The sequence below is a fragment of the Nocardia sp. FDAARGOS_372 genome, assembly GCF_002554515.1.
Lineage (GTDB): Bacteria > Actinomycetota > Actinomycetes > Mycobacteriales > Mycobacteriaceae > Nocardia > Nocardia farcinica.
In genome coordinates this window covers 968,323-984,408 of sequence record NZ_PDDW01000001.1, presented here as the reverse complement: position 1 = coordinate 984,408, position 16,086 = coordinate 968,323, and the positions used below count along the sequence as shown (strand labels likewise).

Genomic DNA, 16,086 nt, shown 5'->3' with positions numbered 1-16,086 from the left:
AACCAACCGAGCACCGGAGGGTCATCCCCCGATTTTCCGCCGCCTAGTGCGGCATGTGCTGTTCGTGGGTGAACGGCTTGCTGCCGTGCACCGCCGGCTCACCCTGCGGGTTGTCCTGGGGGCCGCGGTTCGCCCGCTCGTCGCTGCCCAGCCACTGCCCCGCCGGGTCCTCGATGTAGCGCCACTGCATGCCTTCCGGCCACGGTCCGCGGCCCTCGTTCCAGGGCCCGCGCGCACTGGCCGACCCGTTGGACATGTTGAAGGCCAGGTTCTGGAACCGGTCGTCGCCGGGCAGCTGTCCGGGCGGGAAGTTCACCGGCAGTTCGTTCAGCGCGGCGGTGAACTGCTGGAAGTGCGCCACCTCCCGGGTCATCAGGAACGACAGCGTGTCCTGCACGCCGGGATCGTCGGTGAACTGCTTGAGATATTCGTAGACGATCTTCGCCCGGGATTCGGCCGCGAGATTGCTGCGCAGATCGACCGACGGTTCCCCGTTGGAATTCACATAGGAACCCGACCACGGCACGCCCGCCGAATTGCCCACATCGGGGCCACCACCACGCAGGGCGAAGAACAGCGGATCGGCGGCGACCTGGTGGATCGCCTCCTCCCGTCCGTCCGAACCGGCCACCGTTGGCATCCAGTCACAGCGCTCGTTGGCCTGCTTCAGATCGTCGTTGAGTCCGTCGAGCAGCATGGTGATCATGGATCCGACGATCTCGAGGTGACTGAACTCCTCGGTCGCGATGTCCATGAACAGGTCGTACATCTTCGGGTGTTTGCGCCGCAGCACGAACGCCTGGCTGAAATACTGCATGGCGGCTTTCAATTCCCCGTTCGCGCCGCCGAACTGCTCCTGCAACAGTGTCGCGAACCGCGGATCCGGCCGGTCCACGCGCACCTCGAACTGTAGGTCTTTGTTGTGGATGAACATCGTTCTCCTCACCGAGCCGTCGGGGTGGATACGACGCGCGCCTACCCGGCGCGTACCGGCGGAAACACCGCGGTCGCCCGGCGATATCCGATCGAAATCCGGCCCGTTCAGCGGGCGGCGGCGCCGGTACCCCATACGTCGGCCGAGCGGGCCTCGGGTTCGCTGTCGAGGCGACGGGTGTCCTGCAGGTAATCCACCCCGTCGAGTTCGGCGGGGTCCACCGCGACCAATCGGCAGGCGGACCGGACGAAATACCGCTGGACGTCCACCAGCGCGAGACGGCCGCCGGGCCGGTACCAGTGGGCCACCCCGGTGCATATCTCGAGAATGGCCAGCCGGCACATCGCCGGGTCGTCGATGTCGAACAGGCCGACCCGCGCGCCGCGTTCGAGCACCTGGCCGAAGAGCATTTCGTATTCGTCGCGCATCCGTTGCAGCTCGCCGCGATTGGCATCGGTGAGCGCGCGCATCTCGTATTCGGCCACCCGCGCGGTCAGTTGATTCACCGCGGTGATGCCGACATGTGCGGCGACCAGGCCGGCCAGTTGCGCCACCGGATCGGCGCTGCGGCGCAGGGCGCGGGTGCCCGCCTCCATGAGTTCGTCCAGGCAGGACCGGATGATCATGGCCAGCAGCGCTTCCTTGCTGCCGACGTAGTGGTACAGCGTCGCCGAGTTGATCCCCGCCTCGGCACCGAGTTCGCGGATTCCGGTCGCGGCGAACCCCTTGGTGGCGAAGAGCGTCACCGCCGCTTGCTGCACACGCCGCAGGTCCATGGCCCTCTTTCGGTCGTCTCGCGATCATGCTAGCACCCGGCCACCCGGCCGACCGATAGCCAATCGATTGATTGGGAACCGTGTTTGGCCTGCACTTACCTTCTGTTCGCTATCAATCGATTGATTGACAAGGTCTTGACTGTGTCCTGAGTCACTGCCTACCCTGCTGCCCAGGCCCGGTTCGTCGACCGGGATCTCAGCTACCGCAGGAGCACTGTCATGCAGGTCGAACTGTCTGCACCGCCGGCCACCGTCGATCGGCCCGCGCTTCGGCGCGTGGCCGGATCGGTGCTCGTCGGCACCACCATCGAGTGGTACGACTTCCAGATCTACGGCGCGTCCGCCGCCGTGGTGTTCGCGCCCTTGTTCTTCTCCGGCGTCGAGCCCTGGCTGGCCACCATCCTGTCGTTCGCCACCTTCGCGGTGGGTTTCGTGGCCCGGCCGCTCGGCGGCATCGTCATGGGACATTTCGGTGACCGGATCGGCCGCAAGAAGATGCTGGTGGTGGCGCTGCTGCTGATGGGCGCCGCAACCTTCGCGGTCGGCCTGCTGCCCACCTCCCAGCAGATCGGCATGTGGGCGCCGGTGTTGCTGGTGGTGCTGCGGCTGATCCAGGGATTCGGGGTCGGCGGCGAGTGGGGCGGCGCGGTGCTCACCGCGGTCGAGTACGCCCCGAAGAACCGCCGCGGCTTCTACGGTTCCATGCCGCAGGTCGGCGTGCCCGCCGGACTGCTGCTGGCCACCGGCGTCATGTTCGGCACGCGCGCGGTGACCGGCGACCAGTTCCTGGTGTGGGGATGGCGGATTCCGTTCCTGCTCAGCATCGTGCTGGTGGCGCTCGGCCTCTACATCCGCGTCGCGCTCGCCGAGACCCCGTCGTTCACGCGGGTGAAGCAGACCGGCGCCGAGGTCGAGGTTCCGCTGGCGGATGCCTTCCGCACCTACCCCCGCCAGATCGTGCTCGCCGCCGGGTCGATGATCAGCACCGGCGCCTACTTCTACATTCTCAACACCTACAGCCTCACCTACGCCGACCAATTCGATCTGCTCTCCGGCAATCTCATGCTGGTCGCCGTCATGGTGTCGGCGGCGGTGGCGGTGATCTTCATTCCCGTCTTCGGCCAGATCTCCGAGCGCTACGGCCGTCGCCGGATCCTGATGGTGGGTATCGGCGGCATGGGCGTGTGGATCTTCGCCGCCTTCGCCGCGATCGATACCGGCAACTTCGCGCTGACCACCGGCGCGCTCGCGGTCGGCGCACTCATGCTCAGCATCTCCTACGGTCCGCAGGCCACCTTCATCGCCGAATTGTTCGACGCCAGGGTCCGCTACAGCGCGTCCTCGATCAGCTTCCAGATCGGGGTGCTGCTCGGCGGCGCGATCGCGCCGATGGTGGCGGCCACGCTCGTCGCCAAGACCGGCACGTCGTTCACCGTGGCGCTGTATATCGCGGTGCTGTCGGCGATTTCGCTGGCGAGTGTCTACTTCGTCCGGGAATCGGATCTGCGCAGGGGCAGCACGGACATGTTCATCGACGACGACGGCGTGTACCGCCCCGTCGCGCAGTGATTTCCGCTCGTTCCACGACGTAAGGACGTTCGTTGATTTCCAAGCCCTTCGAGGATATTCGCGTCGGTGACACCGAGACCACCGCGTGGCGCACGGTGACCGAGGAATATGTCCGCGATTTCGCCGAGTTGACCTGGGATCGGCACCCGCTGCACCTGGATCCGGAGTACGCGCGGCGGACCCGGTTCGGGGAACGGATCGCCCACGGCGCGTTGATGATCGCCACCCTGCTCGGCCTGGTGGAATTGCATCCGGCCTATCTGCAGTGCTTCTACGGCCTCGACGAGGTGCGCTTCCTCGCCCCGACCCACCTCGGTGACCGCGTGCACGTCGTCTCGGAGGTGGTCGGCATCCGGCCCCGCCCGGACGGCGAAGCCGCCGTGGTCACCTGCCGTGGCTCGCTGATCAACCAGGACGGCACGACGGTGTTCACCGGCCTGTTCTCGCTGCTGGTCGCCGGACGCGCGCACGCCATCGAGCGACAGGAGGTGACCCGGTGAACGCCGCACCGCGCCACCGGTGGTGGCAGGACCTCGACGCCGAACCGTTCACCTGGCACGTGCCCGACGAGTTCAACATCGCCCACGCCTGCCTGGATGTCCAGCGGCCGGACGACACCGCCCTGATCGTCGACACCGGCGACACCAGCACCCGGCACAGCTTCGGTGAGGTGGCCGCGCTCAGCCGCCGGTTCGCCGCCGCCCTGCGCGAGTTCGGCCTGGCCGCCGACGACCGGATCGGCGTCATGGTGCCGCAGGGCCTCGAGGTGCTCACCGCACATCTGGGTGCGTTCCGGGCCGGGATGGTCACCGTGCCGCTGTCGGTGAAGTTCGGCGGCGACGCGGTCGCCCATCGGCTGCGCGATTCGGGCGCGCGCGTGCTCGTCGTCGACGCCGACTGCTTCGCCCGCGTCCGCGACGGCCTCACCGACGTCCCGTCGCTCGCCGCGGTCCTGGTCGTCGGCGACGTCCCGGCCGGGCAGGCGATGGTGCGGTCGTTCGCCGAAACACTCACGGCCGCTACCGAAGACACCCACACCGCGGCGACCGGCCCGGACACCCCGGCGATCATCATCTACACCTCCGGCACCACCGGACGCCCCAAGGGCGCCCTGCACGGGCACCGCGTCCTGCTCGCCCACATGCCGGGCGTGCGCACCGCTTTCGAGAACGCGCCGCAGCCCGGCGACGTGTTCTGGACACCGGCGGACTGGGCGTGGATCGGTGGGCTGTTCGACGTCCTGTTCCCCGCCCTGGCCCTGGGCTGCCCCGTGGTCGCCACCCCCGGCGCCTTCACCCCCGACCGCGCCCTCGCGGTCATGCGCGCCCACCGCATCACCGCCGCGTTCCTCCCGCCGACGGCGCTCAAGCAGATGCGCAGCGCCGGTGTCGACCGCGCCGCCGCCACCGGCACGCACCTGCGGGCGCTGGCCAGCGGCGGCGAATCCCTCGGCCAGGCACTGCAACACTGGGTGCACGACACCTTCGGCGCACCCGTCAACGAGTTCTACGGCCAGACCGAGATGAACCTCACGGTCGGCACCGCCCGCACCCGGTGGAGCGCCGAACCCGGCTCGATGGGACGCGCGTTCCCCGGTTTCACCGTGACCGTCCTCGACGACACCGGCGCCCCGGCGCCACCCGGCGAGACCGGCGAAATCTGTGTGGCCGCGGGCAATCCGGGGCAGTTCCTCGGCTATTGGAACCAACCCGGCACGACCGCCGAGAAGGTCCACGACGGCTGGATCCACACCGGCGACCTCGGGCGCGCCGACACCGCGGGCAACCTCTGGTATCAGGGCCGCCTCGACGATGTGATCTCCTCCGCCGGTTACCGCATCGGGCCGGGCGAGATCGAGGAATGCCTGCTCACCCACCCCGCCGTGGCGATGGCGGCCGTCATCGGCGTCCCCGATGATCTGCGCGGTGAAGCCGTCCATGCCTTCGTCGTCCCCACCGACGGCGTCACCGGCACCGACGGCGTCACCGGCACCGACGACCTACGCCGCGCACTCCAGGACCACGTCAAATCCCGGCTCGCCTTCTACCAGTATCCGCGCCGGATCACCTTCCTCGACGAACTGCCGATGACCACCACCGGGAAGATCCTCCGCCGCGAACTACGGCACCTGGCGGCCGACGGGTGAGCGCGGGCGGCGGCGGTCAGCCCGCGACGGCACGGCTGAGGTGCTCCCACTCGCGGTAGCCGGCCGCCCGGTTTCGCAGGTTCTGCTGGACCAGGTCGAAGGAATCGGACCCGACGATCAGCCGCCGCGGCGGATTCGGCAGGTCCACCAGCCGCAGCAGGACGGGTGCGGCGGTCTCCGGCGCGGGGCCGGCGTCGTCGCCCCACATCTCGGTGAGTTCGTCGCGCAGCCGCTGATACCGCGGGTCGGGGGTGGTGGCCGTGGTGCCCAGGGTGAACAGGCCGGTGTCGTAGCCGCCCATCTGGACGATGGTGACCTGCACGCCGAACTGTTCGGCCTCCATCGCCACGGCCTCGCTCACCGAGTCCAGCGCCGACTTACCGGCCGCGTACAGCCCGACCATCGGGAAACCGCCGCCGGTGCCCATCGTGGTGATCTGCAGCAGCCGCCCGCCGCCCTGGTTCCGCAGGTGGGGCAGCACCGCCTGGGTCACCCAGAGCGCCCCGAACAGGTTGACGTCGAAGTGGGCCCTGATCTGTTCCTCCGTCGCCTCCTCCACCATGCCCAGCAGCATGGCCCCGGCGTTGTTGACCACGATGTCGAGCCGTCCGACGCGTGCGACGGTCCGCTCGACCGCCGCGAAGACGGCCGCGCGGTCGGTGACGTCGAGCGCGAGCGGGACCAGCCGGTCGGGATACTCCGCGGCGAGATCGGCGAGCGGTGCGACATCGCGCGCCGCGCCGACCACCCGATCACCCGCCCGCAGCGCCGCTTCCGTGAACGCCCGGCCCAGGCCTCGCGACGCGCCCGTGATGAACCAGATGCGGCTCATGGCCCCACCTCCTTCTACTCGCTTCCGGTAACGAGACAAGACGTTACGTCTCGTCTCGCTCATAGTCAAGACGGACCGTGTCGTCTCGCTGGACGGGTACGATGCAGGCATGGTCAAACAGCCCGATCCCACCCGCCGCAGCGAGCGGTCCCGGCAGGCGATCCTCACCGCGGCGCGCGAACTCGTCGCCGAGACGGGATACGCCAAACTCTCCATCGAGGCCATCGCCGCACGCGCCGGGGTCGGCAAACAGACGATCTACCGCTGGTGGCCCTCGAAGGGCGCGGTGGTCCTGGACGCCGTGCTGGCGTTGAGCCGCAGCGGTCCCGAGCAGAGCATGGCGCTGCCCGACACCGGCGATCTGGCGGCCGACCTCAGAACGGTCATGCGGGCCACGGTGGCCGAATTCGCCGATCCGGCCTTCGAGAAGCCGATCCGGGCGCTCAACCGCGAGATCATCGACGACCCCGACCTCGCCGCCCGCTACCGCGAGACATTGGCGGACCCGGTGGACGAGGCCAAGAAGGCCCGGCTGCGCAGCGCCCAGCGCGCCGGTCAGCTCGCCGCCGACGCCGACCTCGACCTGGCCCTGGAACTGCTCTACGCCCCGCTGTATCAGCGCTGGCTGCTGCGCACAGGCCCGCTCACCCCGGACTACGCCGACGCCCTGGTGGACGCCTTTCTCAAAGCCATGCGCCCGGACGCCGGCTGACGAGGGTCAGAACCCGAGCAGCTGGCGCATCGACCCGGCGATGATCCCGGACCCGAGCGCGTCGAGCGCCTCGGGCGCCAGCAGCGTGGCGGGGACGGCCCGGATGTCGCACCCGCTCGGCACCGCGGTGTCGTGCGCGCGCTGTTCCAGCCAGGCGAGCGCACCCGGTGCGCCCAGCCCCCATTCGACCGTGTGCGCCGACACCGGCATCGGCAGTTGCTCCTGGCGGAAGGTGACGGCGGTGCCCGCGCGGCAGTAGGCGTCGACCAGCGCGCCCACCCCGTCGATGGTGCTGATGTCGTCGCCGACGGCGTTGTAGACATACAGCGGCGCGGTGGGCGCCGCCGACCCGAGTTCGGCGGCGTCGACGGCGGCGCTGATCACCGGATCGGCGAAGACCTCGGCCAGTGGCACCGTGAGGTGCGCGGACGCGTCGAAGCCGAGATTGGCGAGCAGGTTCTGCGGTGTGCAGTGGGCCGCGGCGGCGCGCACCTTCTCCTGCCCCGCGGGCGTGAGATACCGGTTCAGCGCGGCGGCGAACTCGGCCGAACCCTCGGCCATGCCCATCAACGCGACGGGCAACAGCGCGCCGTCGACGGGTTTGCCGTTCGCCGCGGCGATCCCGGCGCGGAAGTCGCCGACCGGTGCGCCCAGCGCCGCACCGGCCAGGGTCAGCTCCGGTGCGTAGCCCGGCTGCTCCTGCGCCGCCCATCCGGTGGCGATGCCGCCGCCGGAGTATCCCCACAGCAGCGCGCGGGTGTCGGGGCCGGGCAGGCCCGTCGGACCGAACGCGGCGGTGGCGCGGATGCCGTCGAGAACGACATAGCCGGGTTCGCGCGCGGCGAGGAAGTGGTTGTCCACACCGCCGTAGTCGGGCACCGACACCACCCAGCCGCGCGCGAGCGCCGCGGCCACCAACGGCGTCTCCGCCGCCATCGTGGTGAGCGTGACCGGCCCCGGCCGGCCGGGATCGAGCCACGGCACCGCGCCCCGCTGCAGGGCCTGCGACGGCACGCAGTGCGGCGCAACGGCATCGGTCATGTTCTGGAACGACAGCAGCGCGGCCGGGGGTCCCCCGTGCCGGGGTTTCAGCACCGTCGTGACCGCGCTGTACGGGCTGCCGTCGGCCCGCGTCGTCCGGTACAGCACCTGCCACCCGTCGACCTGCATCGCGACGGCCTGGAAGAACCCGACATCGATCGCGCGGGTCCGCAGAATCGTGCCCGGCGCCGTCGCCTCGTACCCCGGCGGCGGGGCGTAGAAGGGATCCGCGAGATTCGGCGCGGCCCCCGCCGACACCGGGAACACCGTGCACACCAGGGCGATCGCCGCGGCGACCAGCACGGTCGAGCGCACCAGGTACGCGGGGCGGCGGCGACCGAGACGTGTGGGCATACGCGATTCCCTTCGAGCGGCGACGAGGGAACTATAACAAGTTCCAATTCCGCGGCCTGGCTTTTGCTTCCCTCGCGGAATCGCGGTTTTTCCTGGGCCGGAGGAATTCACACCACCGGTCGGGAGCGGGGTGGGCGGGCGAGGACGGACACGCCCGCGGCGAGGACGCAGAGGGCGGCGCCGGCCAGCCAGGCGTAGGTGTAGCTGCCGAAGCGATCGCGGATCACGCCCGCGCCGAACGCGGCTGCGGCGGCGCCGAGTTGGTGCGAGGCGAAGACCCAGCCGAAGACGATGGTGCCGCGGTCGCCGAAGATGTCGCGGCACAGGGCCGCGGTGGGCGGCACGGTGGCGACCCAGTCGAGGCCGTAGAGGACGACGAACAGGATCATGCTGGGGTGCACGTGCTGGGCGAGCAACAGCGGCAGCACGAGCAGGCCGAGGCCGCGGAAGCCGTAGTAGCCCACCAGGAGTGCGCGCGGGTCGAACTTGTCGGTGAGCCAGCCGGAGGCGATGGTGCCCGCGATGTCGAACACCCCGACGGCGGCGAGCAACCCGGCGGCGGTGGTGGCGGGCATGCCGTGGTCGTGGGCCGACGGGATGAAGTGGATGCCGACCAGACCGTTGGTGGTCGCGCCGCAGATCGCGAACGCGAGGGCCAGTGCCCAGAAGGCGCGGTGCCGGGCGGCGAAGACCAAGCCGTCGATCGCCCGCCGGACCGCGCCGCCGCCGGTGCGGGGCGCGGCGACGTGGGTGCCCGGATCGGCGCCGTAGGGTGCGACGCCACGGTCCTCGGGGTGATCGCGCAGCACCCACCACACGAGCGGGGCGACGACCAGCGCCGCGCCACCGATCACCAGCGAGGCCGGCCGCCAGCCGACACGATCGGCGAGCGCGGCGACGGGCGGCAGGATGACCAGCTGGCCGGTGGCGGCGCCCGCGGTGAGCACGCCCATGACCAGCCCGCGGCGGCGCACGAACCAGCGGTTGGCGATGGTCGCGGCGAACACCAGCGCCATCGCGCCGGTGCCGGTGCCGATCAGCAGCCCCCAGCACACCAGCAGCTGCCAGGAGGCGGTCATGAACACGCTGCCGCCCGCGCCGAGCGCCACCAGCAGCAGCGCCGCCGAGACGACCTGCCGGATGCCGAACCGGTCCATCAACGCCGCGGCGAACGGGGCGACCAGCCCGTAGAGCACCAGGTTGATGCTCACCGCCAGCGACATCACGCTCATCGACCAGCCGAATTCGTGATGCAACGGCACCATCAGCGCGCCGGGTGCGCCGCGGAACCCCGCCGCGCCGAGCAGCGCGAGGAACGCGACGGCGGCCACCCACCAGGCCGGGTGGACCCGTGGGCGGCGGGGCGCGCCGACGGGCGCGGAAGTACGCAGCGACATCCCGGTGACTCTCTGGACGAAGATGGCTTTCTCGAAAGAAGTTATCGCGACGTGATCGGCGTCTTCGGAGGCGGTGTGCCGACGGCTCACGACCCGGGGCGAACGGCACAGCCACCGACGTGCCGGGTCCCCGGGGAGTGCCGGCCCGGCGCCGCGCACGCCCGGCGCATACTCGGGACGTGCTGAACGACCAGAACCGCAGAACAGCGGTGTACCCGGACACCGCGCTCGACGATCCGGTGGGCGCATCCCTGCGCGGGCGGCACGCGCACCTGGCCCGGCGGTGCGGAGGTGCGCTCACCTACCGGGCGGAGGTGGCGACCTTCGCCAGCGTCGGCCTCGACCCCGACCCGGGGCGATGGGACGAGCTGGCGCGGCTGCTGGGCCGCGGCGAGCTCGCGGACATGTTCAGCTGCCCGGCCCTGCCGCCCGACGGCTGGGACCCGGTCTTCACGCTCGACGGACGTCAGATGGTTCACGCCGGTGGCCGGGAGACCGGTCCGCCCCCCGCCGGGATGGTCGAGCTGGGCGCCGCCGACGTGCCCGAGATGCTCGACCTCGTCGCGCGCACGCAACCGGGCCCGTTCCGCCCGCGCACCCACGAACTCGGCACCTACCTCGGTGTGCGCGTCGACGGCGAGCTGGTGGCGATGGCCGGGGAACGCCTGCGACCGCCGGGGTGGACCGAGATCAGCGCGGTCTGCACCGCACCCCGGGCGCGCGGGCGCGGGTACGCCGCCGGGCTGGTGCGGGCACTCGTCGCGCGGATCGAGGCGCGCGGGGACCGGCCGTTCCTGCACGTCGCCGAGTCGAACACCGGCGCGATCGCCCACTACGAACGGCTCGGTTTCCGTACCCGGCGGCGCCTGACCTTCCGCGGCTTCCGCGTCCCATAACGGCCCGGCCCCGCGGCTCAACCCTGTGCCGCGAGCAGGTCGTCCACCTCGGCGCAGACCTGCTCGGTCCGCACCGGGGTGACCACGGAGTCGTCGTGCGGGCAGCGCGGCAGGGTCTCGTCGGTCAGGTCGGCGTGACAGACCGGGCAGTTCGTCATCCAGGAGGCCAACACGCGGTCCCGGGTGCGGACCAGCGGACCCGCGTTGACGACATTGCCGATCCAGTAGATGCCGACCGTCGGTGTGCCGACCGCGCGGGCCAGGTGGCGCGGACCGCTGTCGTTGCCGAGGAACAGGGTGCTGCGCGCCAGCACCCCACACAGCGCCGACATCGAAGCGCCGATCATCGAGCGCACCGCCTCCGGCTGCGGGGTGCGGCGCCGGGCGAGCAGGCAGACCTCCTCCACGAGCGGGCGCTCCGACTCCGCGCCGAGCACCAGGACCACCGCACCGCGCGCGACGCAGTGGGCCGCCACGTCGGCGAACCGGTCCGGCGGCCAGCGGCGGCGCGGGTCGGTGGCGCCCGGGTGCAGGGCGACGACCGGTCCGGCGGCCTCCTGCAGCACCGCCTCGGAGGCGAGCAGGTCGGCGCCGGTCACCTCGAGTTCCGGTTCCAGGACCACCGGCGCGGCCCCGGCCAGCCCGGCCACTTCCAGCCAGCGCAGCATCTCGTGCTGGTAGTAGCGGAACGGCAGGGTGCGGGTGAGCGGACCGGCGTCGGCGGCCCGTGGCCCGACGGTCCAGCGCGGCCCGAGCCCGGTCAGAAAGGGATTCGACCACGCGCCGCCACCGTGCAGCTGCACGCCGAGGTCGGGGCGGCGGCGCGCGAAATCGCGGCTGAACGCCGCTTCGTGCTCGGCCGCCGGGAGCGGGATCACCTCGGCCACGGGACCGGGCCGCTCCCCCAGCAGTTCGGCGTGCACGGGCGAGCCGAGCAGGGTGATCTGCGCATCCGGGTAGGTGGCGGCCAGCGCGTGCACCGCGGGCATGGCGAAGAGCAGATCGCCGAGGCCGCCGCCGCGCAGCACGACGATGCTGCGCACGTCGGGGAACGGCTCGGCCAGCGGGCCGAGAACCGAGCGCCGGGACACCTGTTCACGAGTCGTCACGCCGAACTCCTGTCACGAGGTGGATCACACGTCCTGGCCGTTCTACCCCGGCATTCTCCGGGCAAACCGGGCGCGTCCTCACCAGGCCCATCAACCCCGTTTGTTTCACCGGAGAAGTGCGGGGTAGTCGCCGGGCACCGCGGCAGTTGCGCGTCGCGGGACAACCCGGCACAACGACGACCAGGACCGATTCGCCCGAAATGACCGGCGAATCGGTCTCCGTGTCGCCTCGACGAACGGAGCACGCGGTGAGAATTGCGATGGTTTCCGAGCACGCCAGCCCGCTGGCCCCTTTGGGCGGCACCGATGCGGGGGGCCAGAACGTCCACGTCGCCGAACTCTCCGCGGCGCTGGCGCGCCGAGGTCACGAGGTCACCGTCTATACCCGTCACGACGGTTCCTGCGCGGAGCCGGAGGTGTTGACCGGTGCGGGATATCGCGTCGTCCATGTGCCTGCGGGCCCGCCGCATCCCATCCCGAAGGACGACATCCTGCCGTTTCTCAGCCAATTCGCCCGGTTTCTGCGCGAACGCTGGGCAATCGAGCGGCCGGAGGTCGTGCACGCGCATTTCTGGATGTCGGGTGTCGCCGCCGAACTCGCGGCGCGCAAGTTCGATGTGCCGGTGGTGCTGACCTTTCACGCGCTCGGCACCGTCAAACGCCGCTACCAGGGCGCCGACGACACCAGCCCGCCGACCCGGCTGCGGCTGGAACGCCAGATCGCCAACCGCGCCACCCATGTGATCGCCACCTGCTCCGACGAGGTCGCCGAACTGGGCGAGATGGGGGTGCCGCGCAACCGGACCACGGTGGTGCCGTGCGGGGTGGACCTCGAGCAGTTCACCCCGGACGGGCCCACCGACCCGAAGACCTACCCGCACCGGCTGGTCACGGTCGGACGGATGGTGCGGCGCAAGGGATTCGACACCGCCATCGGCGCGCTCGCCGACCTGCCCGACACCGAGCTGGTGATCGCGGGCGGCGCACCGGGTTCCGATGCCGAGGCCGACCCGGAGATGAACCGGTTGCGCGAACTCGCCGCCGATTACGGCGTCGCCGACCGGGTCCGGCTGGCCGGGCAGGTGCCGCGCGCGGCGATGCCTGCGCTGCTGCGCTCGGCCGACGTGGTGGTGTGCACGCCGTGGTACGAGCCGTTCGGCATCGTGCCGCTGGAAGCGATGGCGTGCGCGAAACCCGTGGTGGCCAGCGCAGTCGGCGGCATGCTCGACACCGTCCACGACGGCGTGACCGGTCGCCTGGTCATGCCGGTCACGTCGCGGGCGGTCGCGGAGGTCGTGCGGCCGCTACTGGCCGATCCCGACCTGCGGCTGGCCTTCGGCACCGCCGGTTACCGCCGCGCCCACAGCACCTACTCGTGGGACCGCGTCGCCGAACGCACCCTGACCACCTATCAGCGCATCACCTCCGCCACCAACGCCGGCGCGACCACCGCGTCGGCGGGCTGAGCCACCACCTCCGGCCGAAAGGAGCACAGTGAGCCGACCAGGAGCACGCGAGCTCGGGAACATCCTGATCACCGGTGGCGCGTCCGGTCTCGGCGCCGCCACCGCCGCCGCCGTCCGCGCCGCGGGCGGCACTCCGCTGGTCATCGACCGCGACAAGCCGGACCCCGAATTGGCCTGGGAGTACGCCGATCTCGCGGACTCGCAGGACGCCGAGGAAGCCGTCGCGCGGCTGCTCAGCCGGGTGGACGGGCGCCTGGACGGGGTTTTCACCGCGGCGGGCACCGATGTCTGCGGTCCGCTGGACGGGGTGTCGACCGCCGACTGGGAGCGGGTCGTGCGGGTCAACCTGTTCGGCACCGCGGCGGTGGTGCGGGCCGCGCTGCCCGCGCTGCGCGCCTCGCACGGCACGGTGGTGACCGTCGCCTCGACCCTGGGCATCAAGGCGGTCGGTGACGCGACCGCCTACTGCGCCTCGAAGTTCGGCGTCGTCGGTTTCACCCGCGCGCTGGCCGCCGAGACCCGCGGCGAGGTGGGTGTCACGCTGCTCGTCCCGGGCGGCATGCACACCGCCTTCTTCGACGGCCGCCCCGAGCAGTACGCGCCGCCGCCGGATGTCACCCTGAACCAGCCCGAGGATGTCGCCCACACCGTGCTCTTCGCGCTGACCCGCCCGCCGGGCTGCGAGGTGCGCGAGCTGGTGGTGTGTCACTCCACCGAGGGATCGTGGCCGTGACGGGGCGACGGTTGACCATCCTGGCCTGGCACGTGCACGGGTCGTGGATGACCTCGTTCGTGCAGGGCGGGCATCGATATCTGATCCCCGCCGACGGGCACCAGGGCGAGTGGGCGCGCGGCCGCTGCGGGCGGCCGTGGCCGGAGTCGGCGCAGGAGATCGCGCCCGCCGCGCTGGCCGACGCCGAGATCGATGTGGTGGTGGTGCAGCGACCACGCGAGCTCGACCTCACGCTCGAGTGGACCGGCAGGCGGCCGGGCATCGATGTGCCCGCGCTCTACGTCGAGCACAACACCCCGAACCAGCACGCCGCGCTGACCCGGCATCCGCTGGCCGACCGGCCGGAGATCCCGATCGTGCACGTCACCGATTTCAACCGGCTGATGTGGGACAACGGGCGCAACCCCGCCACGGTGGTGCCGCACGGCGTGCTCGACCCCGGCTACCGCTACACCGGCGAAATGGCCAGGGCCGCAACGATCATCAACGAGCCGGTGCGGCGGGGACGGGTCACCGGCACCGATCTGCTGGTGCCGCTCTCGGCGGCGGCGCCGATCGACGTGTTCGGCATGGGCACCGACGATCTGCACGAGGCACTGGAGGTCGGCGACGACCGGGTGCACGGCGCGGGCGACCACACCCAGGACCGGCTGCACGCCGAACTCGGGCGTCGACGGGTGTTCCTGCACCTGCCGCGCTGGACCTCGCTCGGCCTGTCGCTGCTCGAGGCGATGTATCTCGGGATGCCGGTGGTCGCCGTCGGCAGCACCGAGGCGGGCGCGTCGATCCCACCGGAGGCGGGCACCGTGTCGACCGACCCGGCCGTGCTCGCCGACGCGGTGCGCGGCTATCTCGCCGAGCCGATGCTCGCCGAGGTCGCGGGCAAGGCCGGCCGGCAGTGGGCGCACGCGCATTTCGGCATCGACGCCTTCGTCGAGCGCTGGGATGCCCTGCTGGCGCGCACGATCGCCGAGCATCCGGCGGGGCGGCCGTCATGACCTCGCCACCGCCGCCCGCCCCGCACGTCCTGGCCGCGCGGCTGGACAGCGCCGGGGACGTGCTGCTCATGGGTCCGGCCGTGCGGGCCGTCGCCGCCGGGGCGGGCCGGGTGACCTTCCTGGCCGGTCCGCGCGGGGTGGCCGCGGCGCGACTGCTGCCCGGCATCGACGAGATCGTCGAATATCACGCGGGCTGGGTCGATTTCGACTCCCCGCCGGTCACCGCGGCGGGCATCGACGCGTTCGTCACCGACCTGCGCGCGCGCCGGATCGACGAGGCGGTGATCTTCACCTCCTTCCATCAGTCGCCGCTGCCGCTGGCGCTGCTGCTGCGCATGGCCGGGGTGCCGCGGATCTCGGCGATCAGCCCCGACTACCCGGGTTCGCTGCTCGATGTGCGCCACCGCGTCGACGACGACGTACCGGAACCGGAGCGGGCGCTCTCGCTCGCCGAAGCCGCGGGCTACCGGGGCGACGGCGGCGGGTTGCGGGTGCGGGCCGACCTCCCCGACGTCGGACATCTCACCGGCGCACCGGGTTACGTCGTGGTGCATCCCGGGGCCGCGGTGCCCGCGCGGCGCCCCTCGGCCGAACGCTGCCGGTCCTATGTGGCCGCACTGACCGCCGCCGGGCATCGGGTGCTGGTCACCGGCGGGCCCGACGAACGGGAACTCACCGCCGCCGTCGCGGCCGGACTCGCTCCCGATCTGGGCGGCGCCACCGATCTCGCGGGGCTGGCGGCGATCCTGCGGGACGCGGCCGTGGTCGTCGCCCCGAACACCGGGCCCGCGCACCTGGCCGCGGCGGTCGGCACGCCGATCGTGTCGCTGTTCGCCCCGGTGGTGCCCGCGACCCGCTGGGCGCCCTACGGGGTGCCCACCGTGCTGCTCGGCGATCAGCGGGCGGCGTGCGCGGGCAGCAGGGCGCGGGAATGTCCGGTTCCCGGGCATCCGTGCCTGGACGGGATCACCGCGCAGGAGGTGGTGGCCGCGGTGGCGACGCTGCTGGACGGGCGCGACGCGCCGACCCGGCTGCGGCCGCGCCGTTTCGACCGCGCGCGGCGGGGAATCAGCGAGGCAGACGTGGTCGGCGCGGCCGACCAGGGGCAGGCGTGAGGAGGTCC

15 protein-coding genes are annotated in these 16,086 nt (G+C 71.6%); 9 read left to right on the top strand and 6 right to left on the bottom strand.

Annotation, left to right across the window (positions count from 1 at the left end):
• Positions 1–43 precede the first annotated feature (43 nt).
• Both CRM89_RS05030 and CRM89_RS05025 read right to left on the bottom strand, forming a co-directional pair.
• A complete protein-coding gene (locus CRM89_RS05030; RefSeq protein ID WP_098083345.1) occupies positions 44–934 on the bottom strand; it encodes a manganese catalase family protein in 891 nt (296 codons plus the stop codon).
• A 107-nt stretch (positions 935–1,041) separates the two neighbouring features.
• Positions 1,042–1,710: a TetR/AcrR family transcriptional regulator gene (locus tag CRM89_RS05025; protein ID WP_098083344.1), complete on the bottom strand. Its 669-nt coding sequence runs from the start codon at positions 1,708–1,710 to the stop codon at positions 1,042–1,044.
• A 219-nt stretch (positions 1,711–1,929) separates the two neighbouring features.
• Between CRM89_RS05025 and CRM89_RS05020 the strand changes: the two genes are divergently transcribed.
• From CRM89_RS05020 to CRM89_RS05010, 3 genes are read left to right on the top strand one after another with little or no spacing between them, the layout of a single operon-like run.
• Positions 1,930–3,279: an MFS transporter gene (locus tag CRM89_RS05020; RefSeq protein WP_011208939.1), complete on the top strand. Its 1,350-nt coding sequence runs from the start codon at positions 1,930–1,932 to the stop codon at positions 3,277–3,279.
• A 32-nt stretch (positions 3,280–3,311) separates the two neighbouring features.
• The gene (locus CRM89_RS05015; RefSeq protein ID WP_098083343.1) at positions 3,312–3,779 is read left to right on the top strand and encodes a MaoC/PaaZ C-terminal domain-containing protein; all 468 of its coding nucleotides are present in this window, start codon (positions 3,312–3,314) and stop codon (positions 3,777–3,779) included.
• Entirely contained in the window at positions 3,776–5,425 is a 1,650-nt protein-coding gene (locus CRM89_RS05010; protein WP_098083342.1) for an AMP-binding protein, read from the top strand. The genes CRM89_RS05015 and CRM89_RS05010 overlap by 4 nt, the downstream gene beginning before the upstream one ends.
• A 16-nt stretch (positions 5,426–5,441) precedes the next feature.
• Here the strand turns inward: CRM89_RS05010 and CRM89_RS05005 are convergent, their stop codons facing one another.
• Positions 5,442–6,257 (bottom strand): SDR family oxidoreductase, encoded by an 816-nt coding sequence (locus tag CRM89_RS05005; RefSeq protein WP_098083341.1) that lies wholly within the window; start codon positions 6,255–6,257, stop codon positions 5,442–5,444.
• Positions 6,258–6,366: 109 nt separating this feature from the next.
• Between CRM89_RS05005 and CRM89_RS05000 the strand changes: the two genes are divergently transcribed.
• Positions 6,367–6,969: a TetR/AcrR family transcriptional regulator gene (locus tag CRM89_RS05000; RefSeq protein WP_011208935.1), complete on the top strand. Its 603-nt coding sequence runs from the start codon at positions 6,367–6,369 to the stop codon at positions 6,967–6,969.
• 6 nt (positions 6,970–6,975) lie between these two features.
• On the opposite strand, the gene CRM89_RS04995 is transcribed toward CRM89_RS05000, so the two are convergent.
• Together CRM89_RS04995 and CRM89_RS04990 are read right to left on the bottom strand one after the other, a co-directional pair.
• Complete coding sequence (locus tag CRM89_RS04995) at positions 6,976–8,364, bottom strand: lipase family protein (protein ID WP_098083340.1); 1,389 nt, start codon at positions 8,362–8,364, stop codon at positions 6,976–6,978.
• A 107-nt stretch (positions 8,365–8,471) separates the two neighbouring features.
• Positions 8,472–9,761, bottom strand: coding sequence for an MFS transporter (locus CRM89_RS04990; RefSeq protein WP_098083339.1), 1,290 nt, complete (start codon positions 9,759–9,761; stop codon positions 8,472–8,474).
• Positions 9,762–9,940: 179 nt separating this feature from the next.
• On the opposite strand from CRM89_RS04990, the gene CRM89_RS04985 reads away from it, so the two are divergent.
• Positions 9,941–10,657: a GNAT family N-acetyltransferase gene (locus CRM89_RS04985; RefSeq protein ID WP_229434993.1), complete on the top strand. Its 717-nt coding sequence runs from the start codon at positions 9,941–9,943 to the stop codon at positions 10,655–10,657.
• A 17-nt stretch (positions 10,658–10,674) separates the two neighbouring features.
• Here the strand turns inward: CRM89_RS04985 and CRM89_RS04980 are convergent, their stop codons facing one another.
• A complete protein-coding gene (locus tag CRM89_RS04980; protein WP_098083338.1) occupies positions 10,675–11,766 on the bottom strand; it encodes a glycosyltransferase family 9 protein in 1,092 nt (363 codons plus the stop codon).
• A gap of 248 nt (positions 11,767–12,014) precedes the next feature.
• Between CRM89_RS04980 and CRM89_RS04975 the strand changes: the two genes are divergently transcribed.
• The 4 genes from CRM89_RS04975 to CRM89_RS04960 are packed head-to-tail and all read left to right on the top strand — an operon-like array spanning position 12,015 to position 16,078.
• Complete coding sequence (locus CRM89_RS04975; protein WP_060593377.1) at positions 12,015–13,232, top strand: glycosyltransferase; 1,218 nt, start codon at positions 12,015–12,017, stop codon at positions 13,230–13,232.
• A 28-nt stretch (positions 13,233–13,260) separates the two neighbouring features.
• Entirely contained in the window at positions 13,261–13,965 is a 705-nt protein-coding gene (locus CRM89_RS04970) for an SDR family oxidoreductase (protein WP_098083337.1), read from the top strand.
• A gap of 47 nt (positions 13,966–14,012) precedes the next feature.
• Positions 14,013–14,963, top strand: a complete 951-nt coding sequence (locus tag CRM89_RS04965; RefSeq protein WP_060593378.1) for a glycosyltransferase — start codon at positions 14,013–14,015, stop codon at positions 14,961–14,963.
• Positions 14,960–16,078 (top strand): glycosyltransferase family 9 protein, encoded by a 1,119-nt coding sequence (locus CRM89_RS04960; protein ID WP_011208927.1) that lies wholly within the window; start codon positions 14,960–14,962, stop codon positions 16,076–16,078. The genes CRM89_RS04965 and CRM89_RS04960 overlap by 4 nt, the downstream gene beginning before the upstream one ends.
• Positions 16,079–16,086: the final 8 nt, after the last annotated feature.